Raw genomic sequence first — 17,376 nt, 5'->3', positions numbered from 1 at the left:
AAGGTGTGGCAGAAATTCTTTCTTGCCACACCTTTTATTATGGTTGTTCTTAATAAGAATGCTTTCTAAAAGTCTTCTTTTAAAGAAGCATTTTAGAACTTAAAGTTAATTCCTGTACCAAATACCACCTGGTTAAAGTTGTCAATAAACTGATACTTAAGCTCACCGTTGAGGCTTATGTTCTTAGTTAATGCAAAGTCAACACCACCTCCAAGGTTCACACCAAGTCTTCCCTTAGAACTCTTTACAGCTACATGGTCTTTGTCGCCAGCCTCATAGCTCACATTAACATAGCCTAAACCAGCGAGTGGATACACTGTAACTTTTCTCCCAACGTTGAAGAGATAGTGCATGTTAGCGTTGATATCCCACATTGACCAGCCGTCTTTCTTCAAGTAATAGTCAAACGCTGCTTCGCCTCTAAGGTTGTCTGTGAGGTTGTATTGGCCCTTTACGCCAAGACCAACGTTATCGATTTCCGAACCATAAAGGAGGCTAAAACCAACTGCTTTTTGTCCTTCTTGTGCCGAAGCAGACATGCTTATCACTGCAGCACATACTAATAATAAAAACTTTTTCATCTTTTTTACTTTGTTATAGTGTTAATAAAAATAATCCATTTCTGCGTTAAGCTATAACAGCTATTAGAGAATCTGAATCCAATCTGATGCGAATAAAAAAACAAGAGTAACGGAACCATTTAACCCGTCTTTCACTTTTGCTTTTTAACTTGTGCTGAAACACAAGCGTTTACTTTTACGCTACAAATATATATAAAATACTTTTAGAGTCAAAGGAAAACAGAATAAATATTAAGAAGAGACGAACAAAATGCACAAAAAAAAGCCTCTTTCACTCCATTTTTACTGCTATACCTTATTTATATAGTTTGTTTTTGCGCACCAATCCACCACTTTCTCTTGCATATATTTTCCATTTTGCAACGTTGAGGTTTCTATATTTTCTTGCCACCCCAATTATACAATTATCAAATTACGCATGTTTTGGTAGATATTCGTACTTATTTCTCGTTTGAATCTATATGAAACGCCATTATCTTTTAACCTTTTTTATGTCCATAAAGTAACAATTGTTACCTGTCGTTCAGTTATTTATAGCTACTTTTGCAAATAGTAAAACCATACAAAAAAAGGATTATAAGATGAAAGAATACCTACCACCAATGGACCCCGAAAAGCTTAAAGCGTTGTTTGACATAGAGAATGACTTTAAGGCAGGTAAGTTATCGGCAGCTGAAGCACAGCAGTTGATAAAGGAACGAGTAGGAAAAGTAAGTGCCTACCACGTTGCTTATATAGAACAAACAATGACTGAGGAGAGCGAAGACGAGTGTATCCGCGAAGACGTACATGCTGTTATAGACATGCTCGGCGACCAAATAGACAACACAATGCCTAATCTTCCAGCCGATCACCCCATCATGCACTACCTAAAAGAGAACGAAGAGATGAAGCGTTTGCTCTTGGCGGTAGAGGATTTGGTACAGTATCCAATGATAAAAAACCAATGGTTGGAACTCTACGATAAGATTAGCAAGTACCCATTGCACTACAAGCGCAAGCAAAATCAGCTCTACCCAGTGCTCGAACAGAAAGGTTTTACACGCCCAACAACAACGATGTGGACCTTCGATGATATGGTTCGTGACGAGATTAGAGAGGCTGAACGCTTGTTACGAGAGGGCGATGAAGACGCATTTATAAAGCAACAAGAACGTGTTTTGCTCTATACGCGCGACCTAATAGAGAAGGAAGAGTTCATATTATACCCAACTTCGATGGCGCTAATCAGCGAAAAAGAGTTTGAAGACATGAAGAGTGGCGACCAGGAAATAGGCTTTGCCTTCTTTGAAGTGGAACACAAGTCTGCCGAAACAAAGACCGAAGCAACGCCAGAAGGGCAGAACAACTTTGCCAACGACCTGCAAGCGCTTCTCTCTAAGTACGGATATTCCACTCCAAACAGCGAAGTTCTCGACGTTGCAACGGGCAAACTGACGCTGGAACAGATAAACTTGATATACAAACACCTACCTATCGACATCTCATACGTGGACGAGAACGAGCTGGTTTGCTTCTATTCAGACACCGATCACCGTGTTTTCCCACGCAGTAAGAATGTAATTGGGCGTGAAGTAATGAACTGTCACCCACGCAAAAGCGCCCATATCGTTCGCGAAGTAATCGATAAGCTGAAGAGCGGAGAGCAAGATAAGGCCGAATTTTGGATAAATAAGCCAGGTCTTTTCATCTATATTATATACGTACCAGTACGCGATAAGGACGGAAAGTTCCGCGGTGTGCTTGAAATGATGCAAGATTGCACCCACATCAGAGCGATGGAAGGCTCGCAAACCCTACTTACTTGGAACAACAACGGGGCGCCTGCAGCTACCGAACAGTCTGCCGAAACACCACCATCGAATACAGAAAGAGTAGAAACAGAGGTTGAATCAGAAGACACAACGCCCGTTACGGAGATTACACCACAGACACGTTTGAAAGATCTTCTTAGGCAATATCCGACTCTTAAAAGCCGTTTGCCAGAACTCGACCCTAAGTTTAAGATGCTTAATACGCCACTCGGCAAACTTATGATAGGCAAGGTAGACGTGCAAGCAATGAGCGACCGCTCAGGAATACCACTTGACAAGCTCGTTGAGGGCATAAAGACGCTCATAAATTAAGACTCATTTTATAATTAATATATATCTCTAATTAATGGGTCTGTGGACTGCGTTGATGCACGTCCACAGGCTTTTTTTATGTCCATTACGTACCATTCAAAGTACGAAGCACCGAGAGTTATGCCCTTCGATAAGTCAATATTCGTACTTTTATATGTTCAAACCAACTGCAACAAAAGCGCCAATAGAACCCCGAAGTAGGAGAGAGGAAGAGTTAAAAAGTGTGTGTAAATGTTTAACTCAAACGGTTAAGTAAAATCAACGAAATAGAATCGTGAAACAATAAAAACGCTCTTATTTTTTAAGAAAATCGGTTCCATTTTGCAAAACAGCTTCTTTCGCTTTGCAATATAGGCCCTTTTGCCGTGCAAAACCCATTGTTTTGCGTTGCAAAATAGGCACTATTACAGTCAGTTTTTAGTCCTATCCGTTACCTCTACTGTTCGTTTTGCGAGCAAATACGCCTCTTTTCGTTGCACAGATATACTATATTGCGATACAACAGCCTTACTTTCAGCTGCTTATATATGCACATCAAAATTGCCGTTATTTGCCAATCATCTTTCACTCGTGTGCAAATTCCGCCTTCATGCCCATGTTTCACGCTCGTTATTTAACAAATGTAGTTCTGCGTTTTATATTCGTTAACATTTTTAGAAGCGTATTATAGCGTTACATCTGTTATATAACAATATAACAGATAAGCCGCCCCTGTACCTTCATTTTGTTCATGTTAAATAGTTGTATGACTTTAAGCTGTTAGCGATAACAGCGATTTTTTGAGAAATTTTCTTCTGAAAAACATAATAATTTCAATTATAATGTTTATCTTTGCAATATGTCTTACATTGCTTATCTTATATTTTTTATCGCGCGAAGATAAGCAGCAGAATTGACATTAAACAGGTATTAGCCAACTGGATGTTGTCTGATAGCTTGCGTTACCGAAAGTATGCCCTTTCTAAATTAAAGAACTAAAAACGTTTATTATGGAAAAACAAAAAGCAATCATTAAGAAAAGACCAACTCTTTTACTATTACTCATGCTCTTTGTCTGCGGTGTTCGAGCCGACGAAGTAAAGTTGTTAGGCGATAACACCTATTGTTTAGCAATGTCGCCTAACGGAAACTATCTTGTAGGATACAATCCAACGAAGGTAGAATTCGGCATGGGAACGGAGAGTTTCGTGTATAACATGAGCAAAGAGACACTCAATTGGATTACAACCAGCGACCCAGGAAAGTGGGAAACAAGCGGTTTGTTCAGAGATGTAAACGATAATGGAATGCTCTGCGGCTCGGTTAAGGACCTGAAACACGTTGTTGAGTTCTACGGCGACGTTGCTCCTACCAACGTAGCAGCCGTATATGAGAACGGAAAAATTACCCAACTGCCTTATGGCGACATCGATACTACGAAGATAAGGCAGCACGAAGACGGTACGTTTGCCTGCTCGTTGTCTAACGATGGTAAGGTTGTTGTGGGCTATTGCAAGTATTCAAACTTCGCATACAGCCACCCTTGCAAGTGGACACGCACCGCAAACGGCTCTTGGAAGCTGGATATTCTGCCCCTGCCAGAGGGATATAGTTACGGATTAGCACTGAATGTGTCGTCCGACGGCCGTACGATTGGCGGATTAGCCATTAGCAAAGGTTCGTCGATAGCATGCTATTGGGTAGACGGACAGTGCCATGTTGTAACGCCAACGGGCAGCGATGTCGAGCTTGCTAAGGCAAAACAGATGCGCATGATAGACATTAGTCCTAACGGAAAATACTTTATTGTGTCGCTTTCAGCACGTTCCGACTATCGCCTTTACGATGTTTCAAAAGCTCAAACCATTACTTTGCCCACTTTTGAGAGCAACGACGAAATGCGTGTTCCTACTGTAACAGACAGTGGAGACGTGTTTGGTGCAATGATATACGGTGCGCTTGGTATGGGTGGAATGGGCTATTACAGGAACTTTTGGTACCAACATTCGTCTGGAAGAATATTCGATTTCACTTACTATACCTATCTTTTCAATCCGCAGTTGCGCTCGTCTTTCCCACTGAACTACGAGGATCAAGCACAGGCTTTCCCTTGTTCTGTATCGGCAAATGGCAACATAATAGCAGGTAATAAAGACGTTTATACAGCATTAGGGCAGACTCCTAATGCGTGGTTCCTTAGTGTAAAGCAACACGAAGTGGAAATTCCTGCAACACCAGACAGGCCCAATGGCGAATCGAAAGCGCTTCACCAAGTGAGCCTTACATGGAAGAAGGATAAGACAAATTACCGCACTTGGAAGTTGAAAGGATATAATGTGTATTGCGACGGAGAAAAAGCGGCAACTCTAAAGGACCTGAATGACGAGATGGCAACTACACTGAAAGATGTTGAACCAGGCTATCGTAACTTCTCAATAGAGGCAATTTACAACGATAAAGAGGGGAAAGAGATGCTCTCTCCACGCTCAAACCCAATCGAAATAGCCATTCCAGAGAGCTATTACTTCCCACTTTTCGAGAACTTTGAACGTGGTTCGCTCAACGCAAACTATTGGACAACAAGCACGGATTATGGCGATTATGCCGACAGAGAGTGGACCGTAGCGGCCCAAATAGGTCATGATGGTACGATAGGACTATCAACTGGCGCTTGCACATTCACTCCTTATTCAGCCAGTTTGGTAAGTAGACCACTCGATGCGAGCCAGGCTAAGAAGGTGAAATGCTCGTTCTTAATCCTTTGTCAGCAGGAAGCTGTGAAAGAAGGAAAGGACTTCGATGCTACAAAAGATACACTTAGCATTGAATATACCATTGATGGTGGAAACACATGGCAGTCGGGTAAGGATTGGACCGTAGAACAATTGCCACGCATTGAAGGAATTTTGACCGCAGATTTAAGTAAGCAACTCGCTGGAAAAACCTTCCAATTACGATTCCGCAAGCATGGAAAGGGAGCGCTGGGCTACTATTTCTATCTCGATAACATCATGATAGGAAGCGGCAACGACGTTAAAGCGCCAGAAGGACTCACGGGAAAAGTAATGAACAAAGAAGTGTTCTTAATGTGGAAGAACACTCGCAACGCTTATGCGCTAAGTTATATTTGCGAACCCGAATCGCCAGGATATACACTGGGTAACGAGGGTAAGGAACTTATTGGAGCCAATAAATTCACACCAACCGAACTATCACCATACGACGGAAAGTATCTTACTTCTGTATCAGCGCACATCAATTACTACGACGATGTGGGCGAAGACCAAGAAATTCATGCCGCTGTTGTTGTGTTCGAGAATGGAAAACTCATTTGCGAACAAGAGATGGAAGACATCAAGTTCAACGAAACCACAACGCAAAAGTTGGATAAACCTATTAAGATAGACGGCACAAAAGAACTTATTGTGGGCATTAAGGTGCACGATTACAGTGCCGAACAAATTCCATTAAGCTATGAAAGTTCAACCGCTTTCGTCCATGGTAAGAGCGATTTGTACTCAGAAGACAACGGAAAAACATGGAAAACGGTGTGGGATTTCTACGAAGGCGACCCACAACTTGGCTCATGTTGCTGGAAGATAACGGGCAACGTAAACGACCAACCTGTTGATGTTACAGCGGAAACAGAGGACGAATTGGTGGGCTACAACGTATTTAGAAACGGCGTTCAGCTCAATATTAACTACATTCCGGACGAGGCTACGCACTTCATAGACAAGCAACCGCTCGAAAAGGCCGACTATTCTGTGGTGGCTTACTTTAACGATGGCAAAGAGTCGAAGCCTTCGGCGCCATTCGTAGTAGATTTAACTGCTGGCATAGACCCATTGTTCAGCAACTCTATGTTGTCGGTAGACAAGTCTGCTATCCGTCTAAATGTAGAAGGAAAGTTGCGTCTTTACGCTGTTGATGGACATTTGGTGGCTAAGGGCACCAATGGCATCATTCCGCTAAGAGGCATTCATTCGGGCATTTACATCGTATGGATAGAATGCAATAATCGTCGCTTTACACAAAAGATAGTTATCAATAACTAAGTAAAAGCGAATATAAAAAGTGGTGAGATAACCTTTATTTTAAGGGGCGAGGTACCGATTAGGCAACCTTCGCCCCTTTTATTGTATGCCCATAAAATCCCTTCTGTTTGTAAAGAAAAACACAAGTAAAAAGCGGCACAGATTGTTTTACAATGCAATAGTGCCTATTTTGGAGCGCAAAACAGGCACTATTACCGTGCAATATAGGCTCTTTTACAATGCAAAACAATGGGTATTGCAATGCGTTGATAAAGAGAAGGTTACACAAAACAATCTATCCTGTAAAATCTTTACACCTTTATCGGCTTTCTGTATTGCCCTAACGAGCATGTTTCCGCATTCGTTTTGCGTTGCAATCGTTAGGTTTTTATGCCTTAGAAAGCAATGTCGAGTCCTGCATTTACAGCCGTATAGTTTTTTCCAATAGATACAATAGGGTGGCTATCGTAGATGAAACGATAGGCGCCACGTATACCAATCTTTGGCGTTATATGGTAGATGAGGTCTACTGCGCCCCCAAATCGTGCTTTCCTAAAATAATCTTTAGGCTTTGTTTGGTGTATGGCGGTAGCGATAAGGTCCCATTTTTCGCCGATAGTATATTCTAAAGTAAGCGACAAATGGTTCTTGATGGAACGACTATATAAATAAGAATTGGTTCCAGTAGGGGCGTCTACGTCTTCCCATTTCTCGAATTCATAGAACAAAGCAGTATTCGCAAACAACTTTAAATGGTCGGTATTAACAAATCGATAGCGTGCTTGCAGACCAGTAGACAACTTGAAAACCATGCCACGACTGCCTGCCCAAAGCGACTCTGCATAAGGATACACTTCGAAAACGCGGTAAAGCAAGTAGCGATATTCGGCATGAACGTGTCCTTCGCTCACAGCTATTTTATCGCCAACGGTATTGATTTCTAATTTGTTGATAAGGTTTATAATGCGCTTTTGCTTTATCAACACATTCAGATTAGCCGTATTCTTAATGGTGAACACATGTTTTTTCTCTGTTTTAAAGTCGATTTCAGGTTGTAACGAGCCTTGAATAGTCTTCGTACTATCTATGTCTAACGTAAGATTTTCGGAGAAAAGCATTTGCGCTTTCATTGGAATAGCAGCAAAAAGCATAATTATAATAAAGGCATATTTACCAAAATGCGCTTTATTATTAATGGTTTGATGAGACAAAAATAATGATAAACGATGTTGAAGATAATTTTTTTTCTTAATGTAAACGTTATTTTCCATATCCTTTCCTTTTATTTTTACCTTATATATTTTATTGTTTGCAAAGGTAGGGATTATATTTTAAGAAAATGTTATATACTGAAAAAAAATATGTAAAGGTTGTTGCATATTCCAAAAAATATCCATATCTTTGCATCGTAAACTAAATATTAATATGGTTATGAAAAGATTTTTGTTAATTGGGATAATGATCTTGGCAGCTGTAACTGGCTTTGCTCAGGATGAAAATAAAGTAAAAACATTAAAAGAACAGCAAAAAGTGCTGAAACTAACCTCTAAGTTGAATAAGCTTCAGCTTGATTATGAGAAGGAGAAAGCAACCTATAATGACATCACTCAAGCTGCTGCTGAGGCGAATGCAAATGCAGATATAGCTACAACAGACTTTAATACGACTGATGCAAAGGGTACTGTAAAGGATGCTAAAGATACGATTAAGGCTCTAAAAGAAGCTAAGAAAGCTAACAAAAAGTTGAAAAAAGTACAGCAGAAGTTGAGTAAAATGGAAAAGAAAATAGCTAATCTGCAGAATCGTTTAGATAATTTGAACAAGGGAATCGAGTTTGTAAACCAATAAAAGGTAGAACAAACGTAAAACAATAGAATAAAAACGACATTACAAATTGATAGGTAAAGATAGTCTTCTTTATTTCTTTTTTAAACTAAGAAATATTGAAGACTTCTTTTTTTGCCTAATTTTAAGCAACTTTTGTAGGCTCTTTATAATTATGTTTGTTTCTTTTATAAAGAGTAATACAGGCTTTTCAACTCTTTGTTTACATCTACATAATCTTGTCAAAAAGCCGCACATATCTTCTTTTTGTATTAGTGAAACGAATTAAGAAAGTCGGTAAAGGATTCTGAAACTAAAACAAATGCTTTGTCTTCAGCACATTCTGCTTCTATAATATAAATGTATCCATACGTGTTTTGTGCCACCGAAATAAGGTAAATGTTGCCTCCATTGTCGTAAGCAAAAGGTATTTTGTCTTCGAAAACAATGCCGCTTTTTTCGTAATCGCTTATGATTTTCTCGATAGGAAGCACACCATATTTAATCGGATAGAAGCTGTTGATAGTGAAAAGGTGCTGTTTTCCCTTTACATTTTCATAAGGAGGATAACCTCCATTGTATTGTAAATAATGCTCTTTGAAATCCTTTGGCAGTGCAATATCATATTGATATTCAAATGCTGTAAGTTCTTCCGCTGTTAGTTGCTGTTCGTATTGTTCGAATTTCATACCATTTTAAACACTTTATTTGTATATCGTTACTCTTCAATGCACATATACTTGTTGTATAGTAGCACTAATATGCAAAGATAATCATTTTTGTTTATTGCGCCAATACAATGCCTTTAAAACCATTATCGCTGCAATATGATGTCGTACCAATGGCATAACGAGAAAAGAAATGAATGTTTTTTATATTGCAATTTTTTTACTCAAAGTCTTTCATAATTTGAAATAATGATGTAAGTTTGTATCATCAAGACAAGATAAAGAATTTGAACCAACTTGAAATTCCCTTGAAAACAGCGAGAGAAGGGCCACATATAATTGAGTAATATCCTTATCCGTAAAGTTAAAAGGTGAATAGAAAGTGGCAGAAAAGAATATAAATCAGACAACGAAAAATGAAAAATTACTTTTTACTTATCCCATTTTTAGTTTTATTGGGTTGCAGTAATAAACCAAATATTAAGGACAATAAGCCAGCGAAAGCGAATATTTCCGAAAACAAATCCTCTTTGCCTTTAGCAATTCAACAACAGTTGGGAATATCAGAAGATATGATATTGCCATTTGATTCTATAAGGATGGATTCGCTAATACAAGATTATAAAAGTGCTTTAGCTGATGAGTCCGAAGGTGATGATTATGAAGAGCCAGAATGGTTTCCAAATAATGAACAGTACATAAAAACTTTAATTCCTTATGCTTTTAACGATTTGATAAAGCGAGGATTTGTGCCTTTGTCTGCAACTCAATTTCAGAATAAACTAAAAATATTGGGCTTGGAGATGCAAGAAAGGAAGAAAATTCCAATAATCAATGAAACTAAACACTATTTTTCTATACCACCTCTTGATGCTGGGTGGTATGATGAGGTAGCTAAAGATGGTATTGATAAAAAGGAACTTAACTATATTAGATATGGATTTTCAAATTATATTTATGTAAAAGGATATAATTTTATTTTACCAACAACATATATTGCAGATTACTTAAAAGAAAAGAAGCATAATGTCGTGTTTAGTTTAAACGATGAAATAGTGCATCTTAATAAGTTCTTCTTAAACGATGATAAAGCCAGTTTTTTATGGCTAAAACAAAATGCTCCGCTATCATTGATAGGTCTTCTTAAGACTTATGGTTACGACACGAACGAAAAAATTAATAATGTTGTTCTAGCAGATATATTAAATAGATATGATCAAGACGGAAGTGTATCTGGTATGTTTAACACCTTCATACGTAAAATATTTTATAACAAACCGCACATGGAACTTAGAGAAGGCTTATTAAAGTCTCTTCTGCGCTTACCAGTAAATGAAAAGAATAGTTTATGGTTAGCAATGCTTGATAATTATATAGGATTCCTCATAAAAGATGGAACTAAAGACACTTATGCTTGGTATTTCGACTTTACAAAAAAGGAACGATATAAGGCAGCAGCTTATTTCGGATATTATTTGTATAAACTAAGGGCAAAGTATAAAGAAACGAATCCAATTTTTTTTGGAGAAGAGCTATATTACAATAAAAACTTCTACAAATATCTTTACGAACAGAAGTATTTCAATCTTCCTAAATTCAAGGAGATATGCGATTCTGTCTACGAAGAATATGATATAGATGTTAAAACGTACCTTAATAGTATAGGGAATAAAGAGTAAGTAAAACAAAATACATACTTAATTTAGAGGACTTTGCTATGCGATTTTGCATTGATTACGTATCGCTTTAAAATCTATAATTATAAAATAAAAATTTATAATTAAAATTCGAGTAATTTATTATTATAAATTTGCTAAAATATAATTATAAATTTTTCATGGCAATTTACTTCTTGTAAATCAGTACTTTAGAGTATACATTGTTTACGCAGATATTTAAGTCTTGCACCTAAATATGACGACACTGAATAAAGGACAAACACTTGGCAATATGAATAACATAAATGAGTTTATAAACGGAGAAAATTATGAAGTTCTCCTGAAAAGTGTGCAGAAAATCAGTAGCATAGAGATTGATAATACTGTTCCTTTCGCATTGTTAGATTATGATAATGAAATGTTAAAGGCAGCGCAAGTTAAAATAGACGATTTAGAATCTTTACTTGGCTCAAACATGAACGAAGCAATGACCTTTATAGATAAAAAAATGCAATTTGACTTTGAAGATGATGATGAATATCCTAGAGGAGAAGAAATTTCAGACGACGATAAACCTCATACCATTGAAGAACTTCCTTACTATAAAAACTTTTTAGTTTCATTTCTAATCGAATATTATTTACTAAAAGAACAGCCTACGGAGTTAGGTAAATACCTAAAAAGAACACACATAGCACAGGCAACTAAATACGAAAAAGAGTTACGCAACATTTGGAAAGAAGTATCAGAACTTAAATAAACTCTCTTAAGAAAGGAACTAATAAAGATAGAATATGAAAAATAAGAAAATAAATAGCTACATTTGCAGTTGTACACTTTTGTTTGACAACTTACAATTATATTATGAGAATAAACTTTGAAGGAATAAAAGATACAGAAACAAGAGCATATCTTTTTGCTGAAGTACCATCAGGTGATGTAATTCCTGATGGTAAAAATGATATAATAAAACGAGACAGAAGTGGACTTCTTGATAAAATAATAGATGCATATCGTCCGTTTCTTCCTCAGAGTGGTGCTGTATTGAATAGTAATTTTATCATTATTACGCCGTTGAACAGCTATTTTTATGGATTTTCTTACAATAAAGACTTAGCGGGTTGGCATCAGCAAATAGAAAAAGGAGCCAAACTCTTAAATGTTCGATTAGGAAAGATAGTTGACGAGGAGTATTTTCTGTTATCAGATGGGACTAAATACAAACTGTCTGAATGTGAGTTTGAACGATACAATTTTAAATTCAAAGATGAAAACGGGAGATGGAAGACTCATAAAAAAAGAGAGAGAATTGAAAAAATATGTTTGTTGGCAGATAATATAGAAACATAAATTGGGCGGCAAACTATTCTTCGTTAGTTTAATAGTTAGCAAATATTATGTCTGCAGCACTTGTAGTTTATAGTTGAATTAGATATTATCTAAAACGTAATAAAAAATGTTTTATAAGTTAGGAATAGCTCCAAGCAGTAAGAAATGGGCGAAATACGAAAATATTTCGTCATCACTTTGGATAGATAATATTGAGATAACAAGTACAAAGCTTTTTAAAGAGGCAGACTTGTTAAGAAACGGAAAACATATAGAATATACAACTCTACGTGATGGTAAAATACCCCCAATAAATTCGATAGGTGCAGACTTTATCGTATTTGATGCTTTAATTTCAGATATCCTTTCGCTAAACGAAGAAAATAATATGGTAGTTATCGAAAGTAAAAAAGCAAATAATAAATACCTGTTGTTGAACAACGATAAGTCGATAGATTGTGTTGATTGGGATTTATCCGAAATAGAACGTTGGCCAGAAGGAACCAAAATTGCAGATTGGCAAAATAAACGTGGTCGTTTCTTTATTAAACCCGTATTAAAAGAAAATAAAATCCCACCCAAAACACAAGTATTCCGACTACAAGAATGGGGAGGAGCCTTTAATATTGTCATTTCCGAAGATTACAAAGAAAAAATAATGAATTTAGATTTCGACCATTCGTTCTTAACATTTGAGTGTTTAAAAACAATATAGTGTGAAGTAGATTTAAGAATTTTTGTATTTGGTGATTACAGCGATATTAAATTATGAATCAGCAACTGGAATATTTAGCAGAACTTAAAGAACAACTGTGTAATTGGAAAGCGTATGACGAAACACAGTTAGAAGAGTTAATAGAAGAGTTTGAGAAGTTTCCAAGAAAAGAGTACTCGCTTAATTACATTCCAGTTTTAACCGATTCATCTTTAATTACAAGTGTATTCGAAATAGGCAAGGTTTACCAAAACAATCTAAAATTATTGATAAACGTCATTTCGAGTTTAGGGAACATCGTATGCCGTTATGAGGTTACTCCGTCCTCCGAAATGTTCATATTTTTTAAAGAATGCACAAAGTAGAAGAAAGTAAATTATTATGTGTCGTTATACATTAGTTCATTTCCTCAATATTCCAACTGGGACGATAGGTGGAACTTCTTGCTTTCGATGCCCCAAATAGTGCCTAAAAAGAAATCAATTTTAAATTTTCAGACGGAACTTAAAAGACTTCTTGTTTCAAACGAACCAATTCCAGCCGAAGTCCGCCAGCAAATAATACAAACTTTAAATACAATCATCGGTTCAGGAACATTAGGCGAATATAGCAAAAGTGCTTTTTTACAAATCGCTTCTTTGTTAGAGCAATAAAAAAGTATATCGCTGAATCTTGAGAAAAGTTCTTATCTCTTTTTCCAATGACAGAGAAACGACTTCAGGTAGAGATAGTCGTTTCTGCTTTAGTCAGAACTATTCTCTGTTGTAAATTTTTTCAGTAGAAATTAGTTCTCCTGTTTCTGCATCTAAAACAAAATCCTCCGATCCATACATTGTTATACGTTCTATGTACCATTTGGCATGATTGTTCTTTCCTGGTACGAAGTAAATGCGGAAAGGGGTACTCATACAACTGGTTTGTTGTCCTTTTCCTGTTGTTAAATCTATCCAGCCTTTTTCTTCCATCCAAAGAAGCAAATCTTTGGGTTTTATTTTTAAGTTTTCAAATTTTTTGTCCTCGTTTTCTTCTTTTATTAGTTTACCCTTTTTATCGTACTCACGCCAAACGCCAATTCTTATATTTGAACAATACAATATGTCACCTTCTGTATCTAAAAAACCATTTTTATGATACATTTTGATATGTGCTTTAAAGGTTAATGGCTTTATCGTTTCAATGACATTAACGTCTTTATCAAAACTAACTTTAACAACCGTTCCATCTTCCTCTGTATATTCTGTTATAGATGTATTGGGCGAAAGTTTACTTTTATAATATTTGTAATTAAACTTCTCAGGTGCTTTCATTTTATTTGAGTTTTGTGCAGCGCACGGAAATATAATAGTTAAAAGTAAAAAGAGTATGATAAATTTTTTCATCTGCTTTATTAAATTTATATGGTAATAAAAAATATCTTTGTGCAGTTTATGAATATATACTTTTGCAAATATACTTATTTGTTTTGGATTAGCATGGTTTATATTTTATAAAATATGTTGTTGCAGATCGTAACTTAACATTCGTTAATCTTGTCAGAGTTATGAATCTTTTTGTTTACCTTTGTCAAAGGTAAATAATTATATATTTATGAGATATACGCAAGAAAACTTTCAAGAGTGGATATTCTTTATCTCTGATAAGATGGAATACTTCACTGGAACTTTTGCCAAGGAACATGGTTTAGTATTAGATTATAGTAAGAAGTCGTTAGATGATTTAGAAAGATGGATTCTTGATAATTTTAATGACCATAACGATTTAATAGCGCAAAAAGAATTGTTAGACCATCTAACCATTTATATTGGACAAACTTTCAAAAAATATATTGGTGGCAAATGGTTTATTGACTTAGAAAACAAGAAAAATGTATATTATAGTATGCCTGTTCTAACTGATGAAACCTATAGAGGTGTGACATATGTTTCCCCAATGACCTTTGCAACTGCTTGTATTAGTAGGAATAAAGGAAATTACATCAGTACCATTCTTTTGAATAGAATGAAGAATATGGGAATTGAAATGAAATGATTTGGTAGCTTATTTTTAAAAGAAAAGTGTTTTAAAAGTATTGCAGAACTGATGGAAGAGGTGAACAGAATAGATGGAGAAGCTGAACGAAACCTACTGAAAAGTTGAACGAAACCAATTGAAAAGGCGAACAGAACTGATGGCAATACTGAACAAAACTAATTGGAAAGCAGTCGCTCGTGGTGTATCATAGAAAAAATGTTTTATCTTTTCAAGAGATAAAACATTTTTTTGTAGGTTGCAATTTAAATATTATGTGGTTGCAGATATTAAGATATGATGAGGTAGTTTCGATTGTCTTATAATTCAAGCATTATATCTATCCATTCAAAGCTAATATAAACCATGTTATTAGGTCATTACTTTCATAACCTCAATAGATGTCTCAAGCCATTCTTCCATCTGCTTATAATCTTTTCGTTCCCATATATTTTTAAAATCAACAAATTCATGAGCAAGTCGGTTTTCGTATGCATTGCGCTGATAGCTGGTAAGTTTTCCTTGCTTCATAATCTCTATACTTCTGAATTCATTGGCTGTTGTTGGTATGCGAATCCAACCTTTTTCTCCTTGTATAATAATGAAAGAAGGACTGCTCGAATCCTTTGCGGCAGTGCAAATTGCAGTCATTGAAGGGTAGGAAAGCACCATTACACCAGATGTATCAATGCCATTGTGTCCACGATTTGCAAAATATTGTTTTGAAACAGGACGTCCGAAGAGTCCAACCATAATGTTAATATTATAAACATTTAAGTCGTTTAACGTGCCTCCTCCCATTTCAGGACTAAATGCTGGAGCTATATCTCCTTGCAAATAACGTTCGTATTTACTCGAAAATTGCGAAAAATTACATTGCACAATACGTATCGGCTCGATGCGTTTTAGGCTTTCTTTGACAAGACGAAAGTTAGGAGTATGAAGCGGTGCAATAGCTTCGAAGAGGTAAAGCTGATGTTCCCGTGCCAAAGAAGCCAATGTTTCAGTTTCTTGAAGAGTCATTGTAAATGGCTTTTCAATAATAACATTCCTCTTAGCTTCCAATGCTTTGCGTGCAAAATCATAGTGAACACTATTGATTAAGGCGATATATAAGAAATCAGCATCATCGTCTTTGAGTAATTGTGAATAGTCTGTATAGATGCGTTCTATACGATTTGACTTTGCAATAGCCTGCGCTTTTTCCTTATTACTATGTGCGAAGAGACTCGTAATTTCTATCCCTTTAACTTCTGTTTTCAGCATTCTGATAACTTCATTAGCTATCGTGCCTGTTCCTATAATACTGATTTTCATTTTTCTTTCTACTTTAATAGAATGTCCTTTGGTACGATTAGATTTAGATATAAGACCGAAAGAACATGCTCCTTTTACTAACCTACAGCAACAAAAGTAGGCAATATTTTGCAGAATAGGGGAGAAATGACTATTTTTGTGCTCTCTTAACAAGCATTATACGAATGAATAATAAAAGATATTTGTTAATTTTTGCCGCTCTTATATTAGTTTTAATAAATGTTGGTAGTAAGGGTAATCAAGCGAAATCGGTAAAGAAATTGGGCGATTCTGTGGCATCGCTTTCTAAAGTTTCAGATCCTATTGTAGCAGAAAAGGAAGTTCCTCTCGTTGTTGATTCGATAAAAAAGGAATATCATACAAAGACAGCTGACTTACTATTTGTTTATTCTTTCCCTACTTCAGGACCTCGTCCTTTAATCGATTCATTGCGTGTTTACCTCTCATCTGAAATGCATCAAAGTACGGTTATATATGAAGATGAAGACATTTTAGTTAAACCTTACAAGCAACTTGCCGATGGTAACGGTATGATAAAGTATTATGCAAAGGCTGCTTTTAAGAATTTGAGTCGCATTTTAGAAGGCTCTAAAGACGAAGAAGTGGCGTGGAAGCCTGACCTTTCAATGTTTGTGTTGCTGGATAACGAAACAAATCGCTACGTTACATACGTTTCTACTTATGGTTCTTACTTAGGTGGTGCGCATGGAATTGTTTACGAATATGGTGTAAACTTTGATAAAAAGACAGGCAAGAAACTCAAAAATGTGCTGAAACCACATAGCGAAAAGAAACTACAAACCATACTTAGAAAAGGCATAGAAAGCTATTTTAGAGATATGGATGGCTTTGAAGAGAATGATAAAGAGTCACGCGAAGCTTATGTTAAGGAGCAAATGGGATTCCTTTTCGTTGAAAATGGAATTATACCGCTACCCAATAATGGTGTTTATCTTACTCCAGAAGGAGTTGTTTTTACCTATGGCTTCTATGAAGTCGGTGCTTATGTCATAGGAATGCCCACTTTTGTAGTTCCTTATCATAAGATTAAGAACTTCTTAACGCCCGAAGCTCTCCGTCTTGCAGAGCTTGATAAATAATGTCATCGTGGTACGGAGCTATTTTTAAAGAAAGA

Annotated in this window: 16 protein-coding genes; 11 read left to right on the top strand and 5 right to left on the bottom strand. The window is 36.3% G+C overall.

The features are described from left to right. Nucleotides 1-92 precede the first annotated feature (92 nt). Nucleotides 93-581 carry an outer membrane protein gene (locus HXN26_RS01090; protein WP_025000556.1) on the bottom strand — a complete coding sequence of 163 codons (489 nt, stop codon included), beginning with the start codon at nt 579-581 and terminating at the stop codon, nt 93-95. A gap of 581 nt (nt 582-1,162) precedes the next feature. Here HXN26_RS01090 and HXN26_RS01085 point away from each other — a divergent pair. After that, nucleotides 1,163-2,707 (top strand): DUF438 domain-containing protein, encoded by a 1,545-nt coding sequence (locus HXN26_RS01085; RefSeq protein ID WP_273158236.1) that lies wholly within the window; start codon nt 1,163-1,165, stop codon nt 2,705-2,707. 989 nt (nt 2,708-3,696) lie between these two features. Beyond that, on the top strand, nt 3,697-6,744 hold the full coding sequence (locus HXN26_RS01080) for a Por secretion system protein (RefSeq protein ID WP_273158235.1): 3,048 nt from the start codon (nt 3,697-3,699) through the stop codon (nt 6,742-6,744). Between the two features lie 374 nt (nt 6,745-7,118). Here HXN26_RS01080 and HXN26_RS01075 read toward each other — a convergent pair whose 3' ends face one another. Beyond that, nucleotides 7,119-7,874, bottom strand: a complete 756-nt coding sequence (locus HXN26_RS01075; protein ID WP_273158268.1) for a DUF481 domain-containing protein — start codon at nt 7,872-7,874, stop codon at nt 7,119-7,121. Between the two features lie 280 nt (nt 7,875-8,154). On the opposite strand from HXN26_RS01075, the gene HXN26_RS01070 reads away from it, so the two are divergent. Continuing rightward, on the top strand, nt 8,155-8,571 hold the full coding sequence (locus HXN26_RS01070) for a hypothetical protein (protein WP_025000560.1): 417 nt from the start codon (nt 8,155-8,157) through the stop codon (nt 8,569-8,571). Nucleotides 8,572-8,819: 248 nt separating this feature from the next. Here HXN26_RS01070 and HXN26_RS01065 read toward each other — a convergent pair whose 3' ends face one another. Then, entirely contained in the window at nt 8,820-9,236 is a 417-nt protein-coding gene (locus tag HXN26_RS01065) for an SMI1/KNR4 family protein (protein WP_273158234.1), read from the bottom strand. A 395-nt stretch (nt 9,237-9,631) separates the two neighbouring features. Between HXN26_RS01065 and HXN26_RS01060 the strand changes: the two genes are divergently transcribed. The 6 genes from HXN26_RS01060 to HXN26_RS01035 all read left to right on the top strand — a co-directional run bounded on the left by HXN26_RS01060 (nt 9,632) and on the right by HXN26_RS01035 (nt 13,570). Next, nucleotides 9,632-10,894 carry a hypothetical protein gene (locus HXN26_RS01060; protein ID WP_273158233.1) on the top strand — a complete coding sequence of 421 codons (1,263 nt, stop codon included), beginning with the start codon at nt 9,632-9,634 and terminating at the stop codon, nt 10,892-10,894. Between the two features lie 271 nt (nt 10,895-11,165). Continuing rightward, entirely contained in the window at nt 11,166-11,633 is a 468-nt protein-coding gene (locus HXN26_RS01055) for a hypothetical protein (RefSeq protein ID WP_273158232.1), read from the top strand. A 104-nt stretch (nt 11,634-11,737) separates the two neighbouring features. After that, nucleotides 11,738-12,223 (top strand): hypothetical protein, encoded by a 486-nt coding sequence (locus HXN26_RS01050; RefSeq protein ID WP_273158231.1) that lies wholly within the window; start codon nt 11,738-11,740, stop codon nt 12,221-12,223. A gap of 106 nt (nt 12,224-12,329) precedes the next feature. Next, nucleotides 12,330-12,917 carry a hypothetical protein gene (locus HXN26_RS01045; RefSeq protein WP_273158230.1) on the top strand — a complete coding sequence of 196 codons (588 nt, stop codon included), beginning with the start codon at nt 12,330-12,332 and terminating at the stop codon, nt 12,915-12,917. Nucleotides 12,918-12,970: 53 nt separating this feature from the next. After that, complete coding sequence (locus HXN26_RS01040) at nt 12,971-13,282, top strand: hypothetical protein (protein ID WP_273158229.1); 312 nt, start codon at nt 12,971-12,973, stop codon at nt 13,280-13,282. 99 nt (nt 13,283-13,381) lie between these two features. Beyond that, nucleotides 13,382-13,570 (top strand): hypothetical protein, encoded by a 189-nt coding sequence (locus tag HXN26_RS01035; RefSeq protein WP_273158228.1) that lies wholly within the window; start codon nt 13,382-13,384, stop codon nt 13,568-13,570. A 99-nt stretch (nt 13,571-13,669) separates the two neighbouring features. On the opposite strand, the gene HXN26_RS01030 is transcribed toward HXN26_RS01035, so the two are convergent. Continuing rightward, a complete protein-coding gene (locus HXN26_RS01030) occupies nt 13,670-14,296 on the bottom strand; it encodes a hypothetical protein (protein ID WP_273158227.1) in 627 nt (208 codons plus the stop codon). Between the two features lie 208 nt (nt 14,297-14,504). On the opposite strand from HXN26_RS01030, the gene HXN26_RS01025 reads away from it, so the two are divergent. After that, entirely contained in the window at nt 14,505-14,945 is a 441-nt protein-coding gene (locus HXN26_RS01025) for a hypothetical protein (RefSeq protein ID WP_006045902.1), read from the top strand. A gap of 351 nt (nt 14,946-15,296) precedes the next feature. Here the strand turns inward: HXN26_RS01025 and HXN26_RS01020 are convergent, their stop codons facing one another. Continuing rightward, on the bottom strand, nt 15,297-16,241 hold the full coding sequence (locus HXN26_RS01020; RefSeq protein WP_273158226.1) for a Gfo/Idh/MocA family protein: 945 nt from the start codon (nt 16,239-16,241) through the stop codon (nt 15,297-15,299). 164 nt (nt 16,242-16,405) lie between these two features. Between HXN26_RS01020 and HXN26_RS01015 the strand changes: the two genes are divergently transcribed. Continuing rightward, the gene (locus HXN26_RS01015) at nt 16,406-17,341 is read left to right on the top strand and encodes an RsiV family protein (protein ID WP_273158225.1); all 936 of its coding nucleotides are present in this window, start codon (nt 16,406-16,408) and stop codon (nt 17,339-17,341) included. Nucleotides 17,342-17,376 lie beyond the last annotated feature (35 nt).

Origin of the sequence: Prevotella aurantiaca (assembly GCF_015262605.1) — a bacterium.
Lineage (GTDB): Bacteria > Bacteroidota > Bacteroidia > Bacteroidales > Bacteroidaceae > Prevotella > Prevotella aurantiaca.
This window is presented reverse-complemented; position numbering and strand designations above follow the sequence as displayed.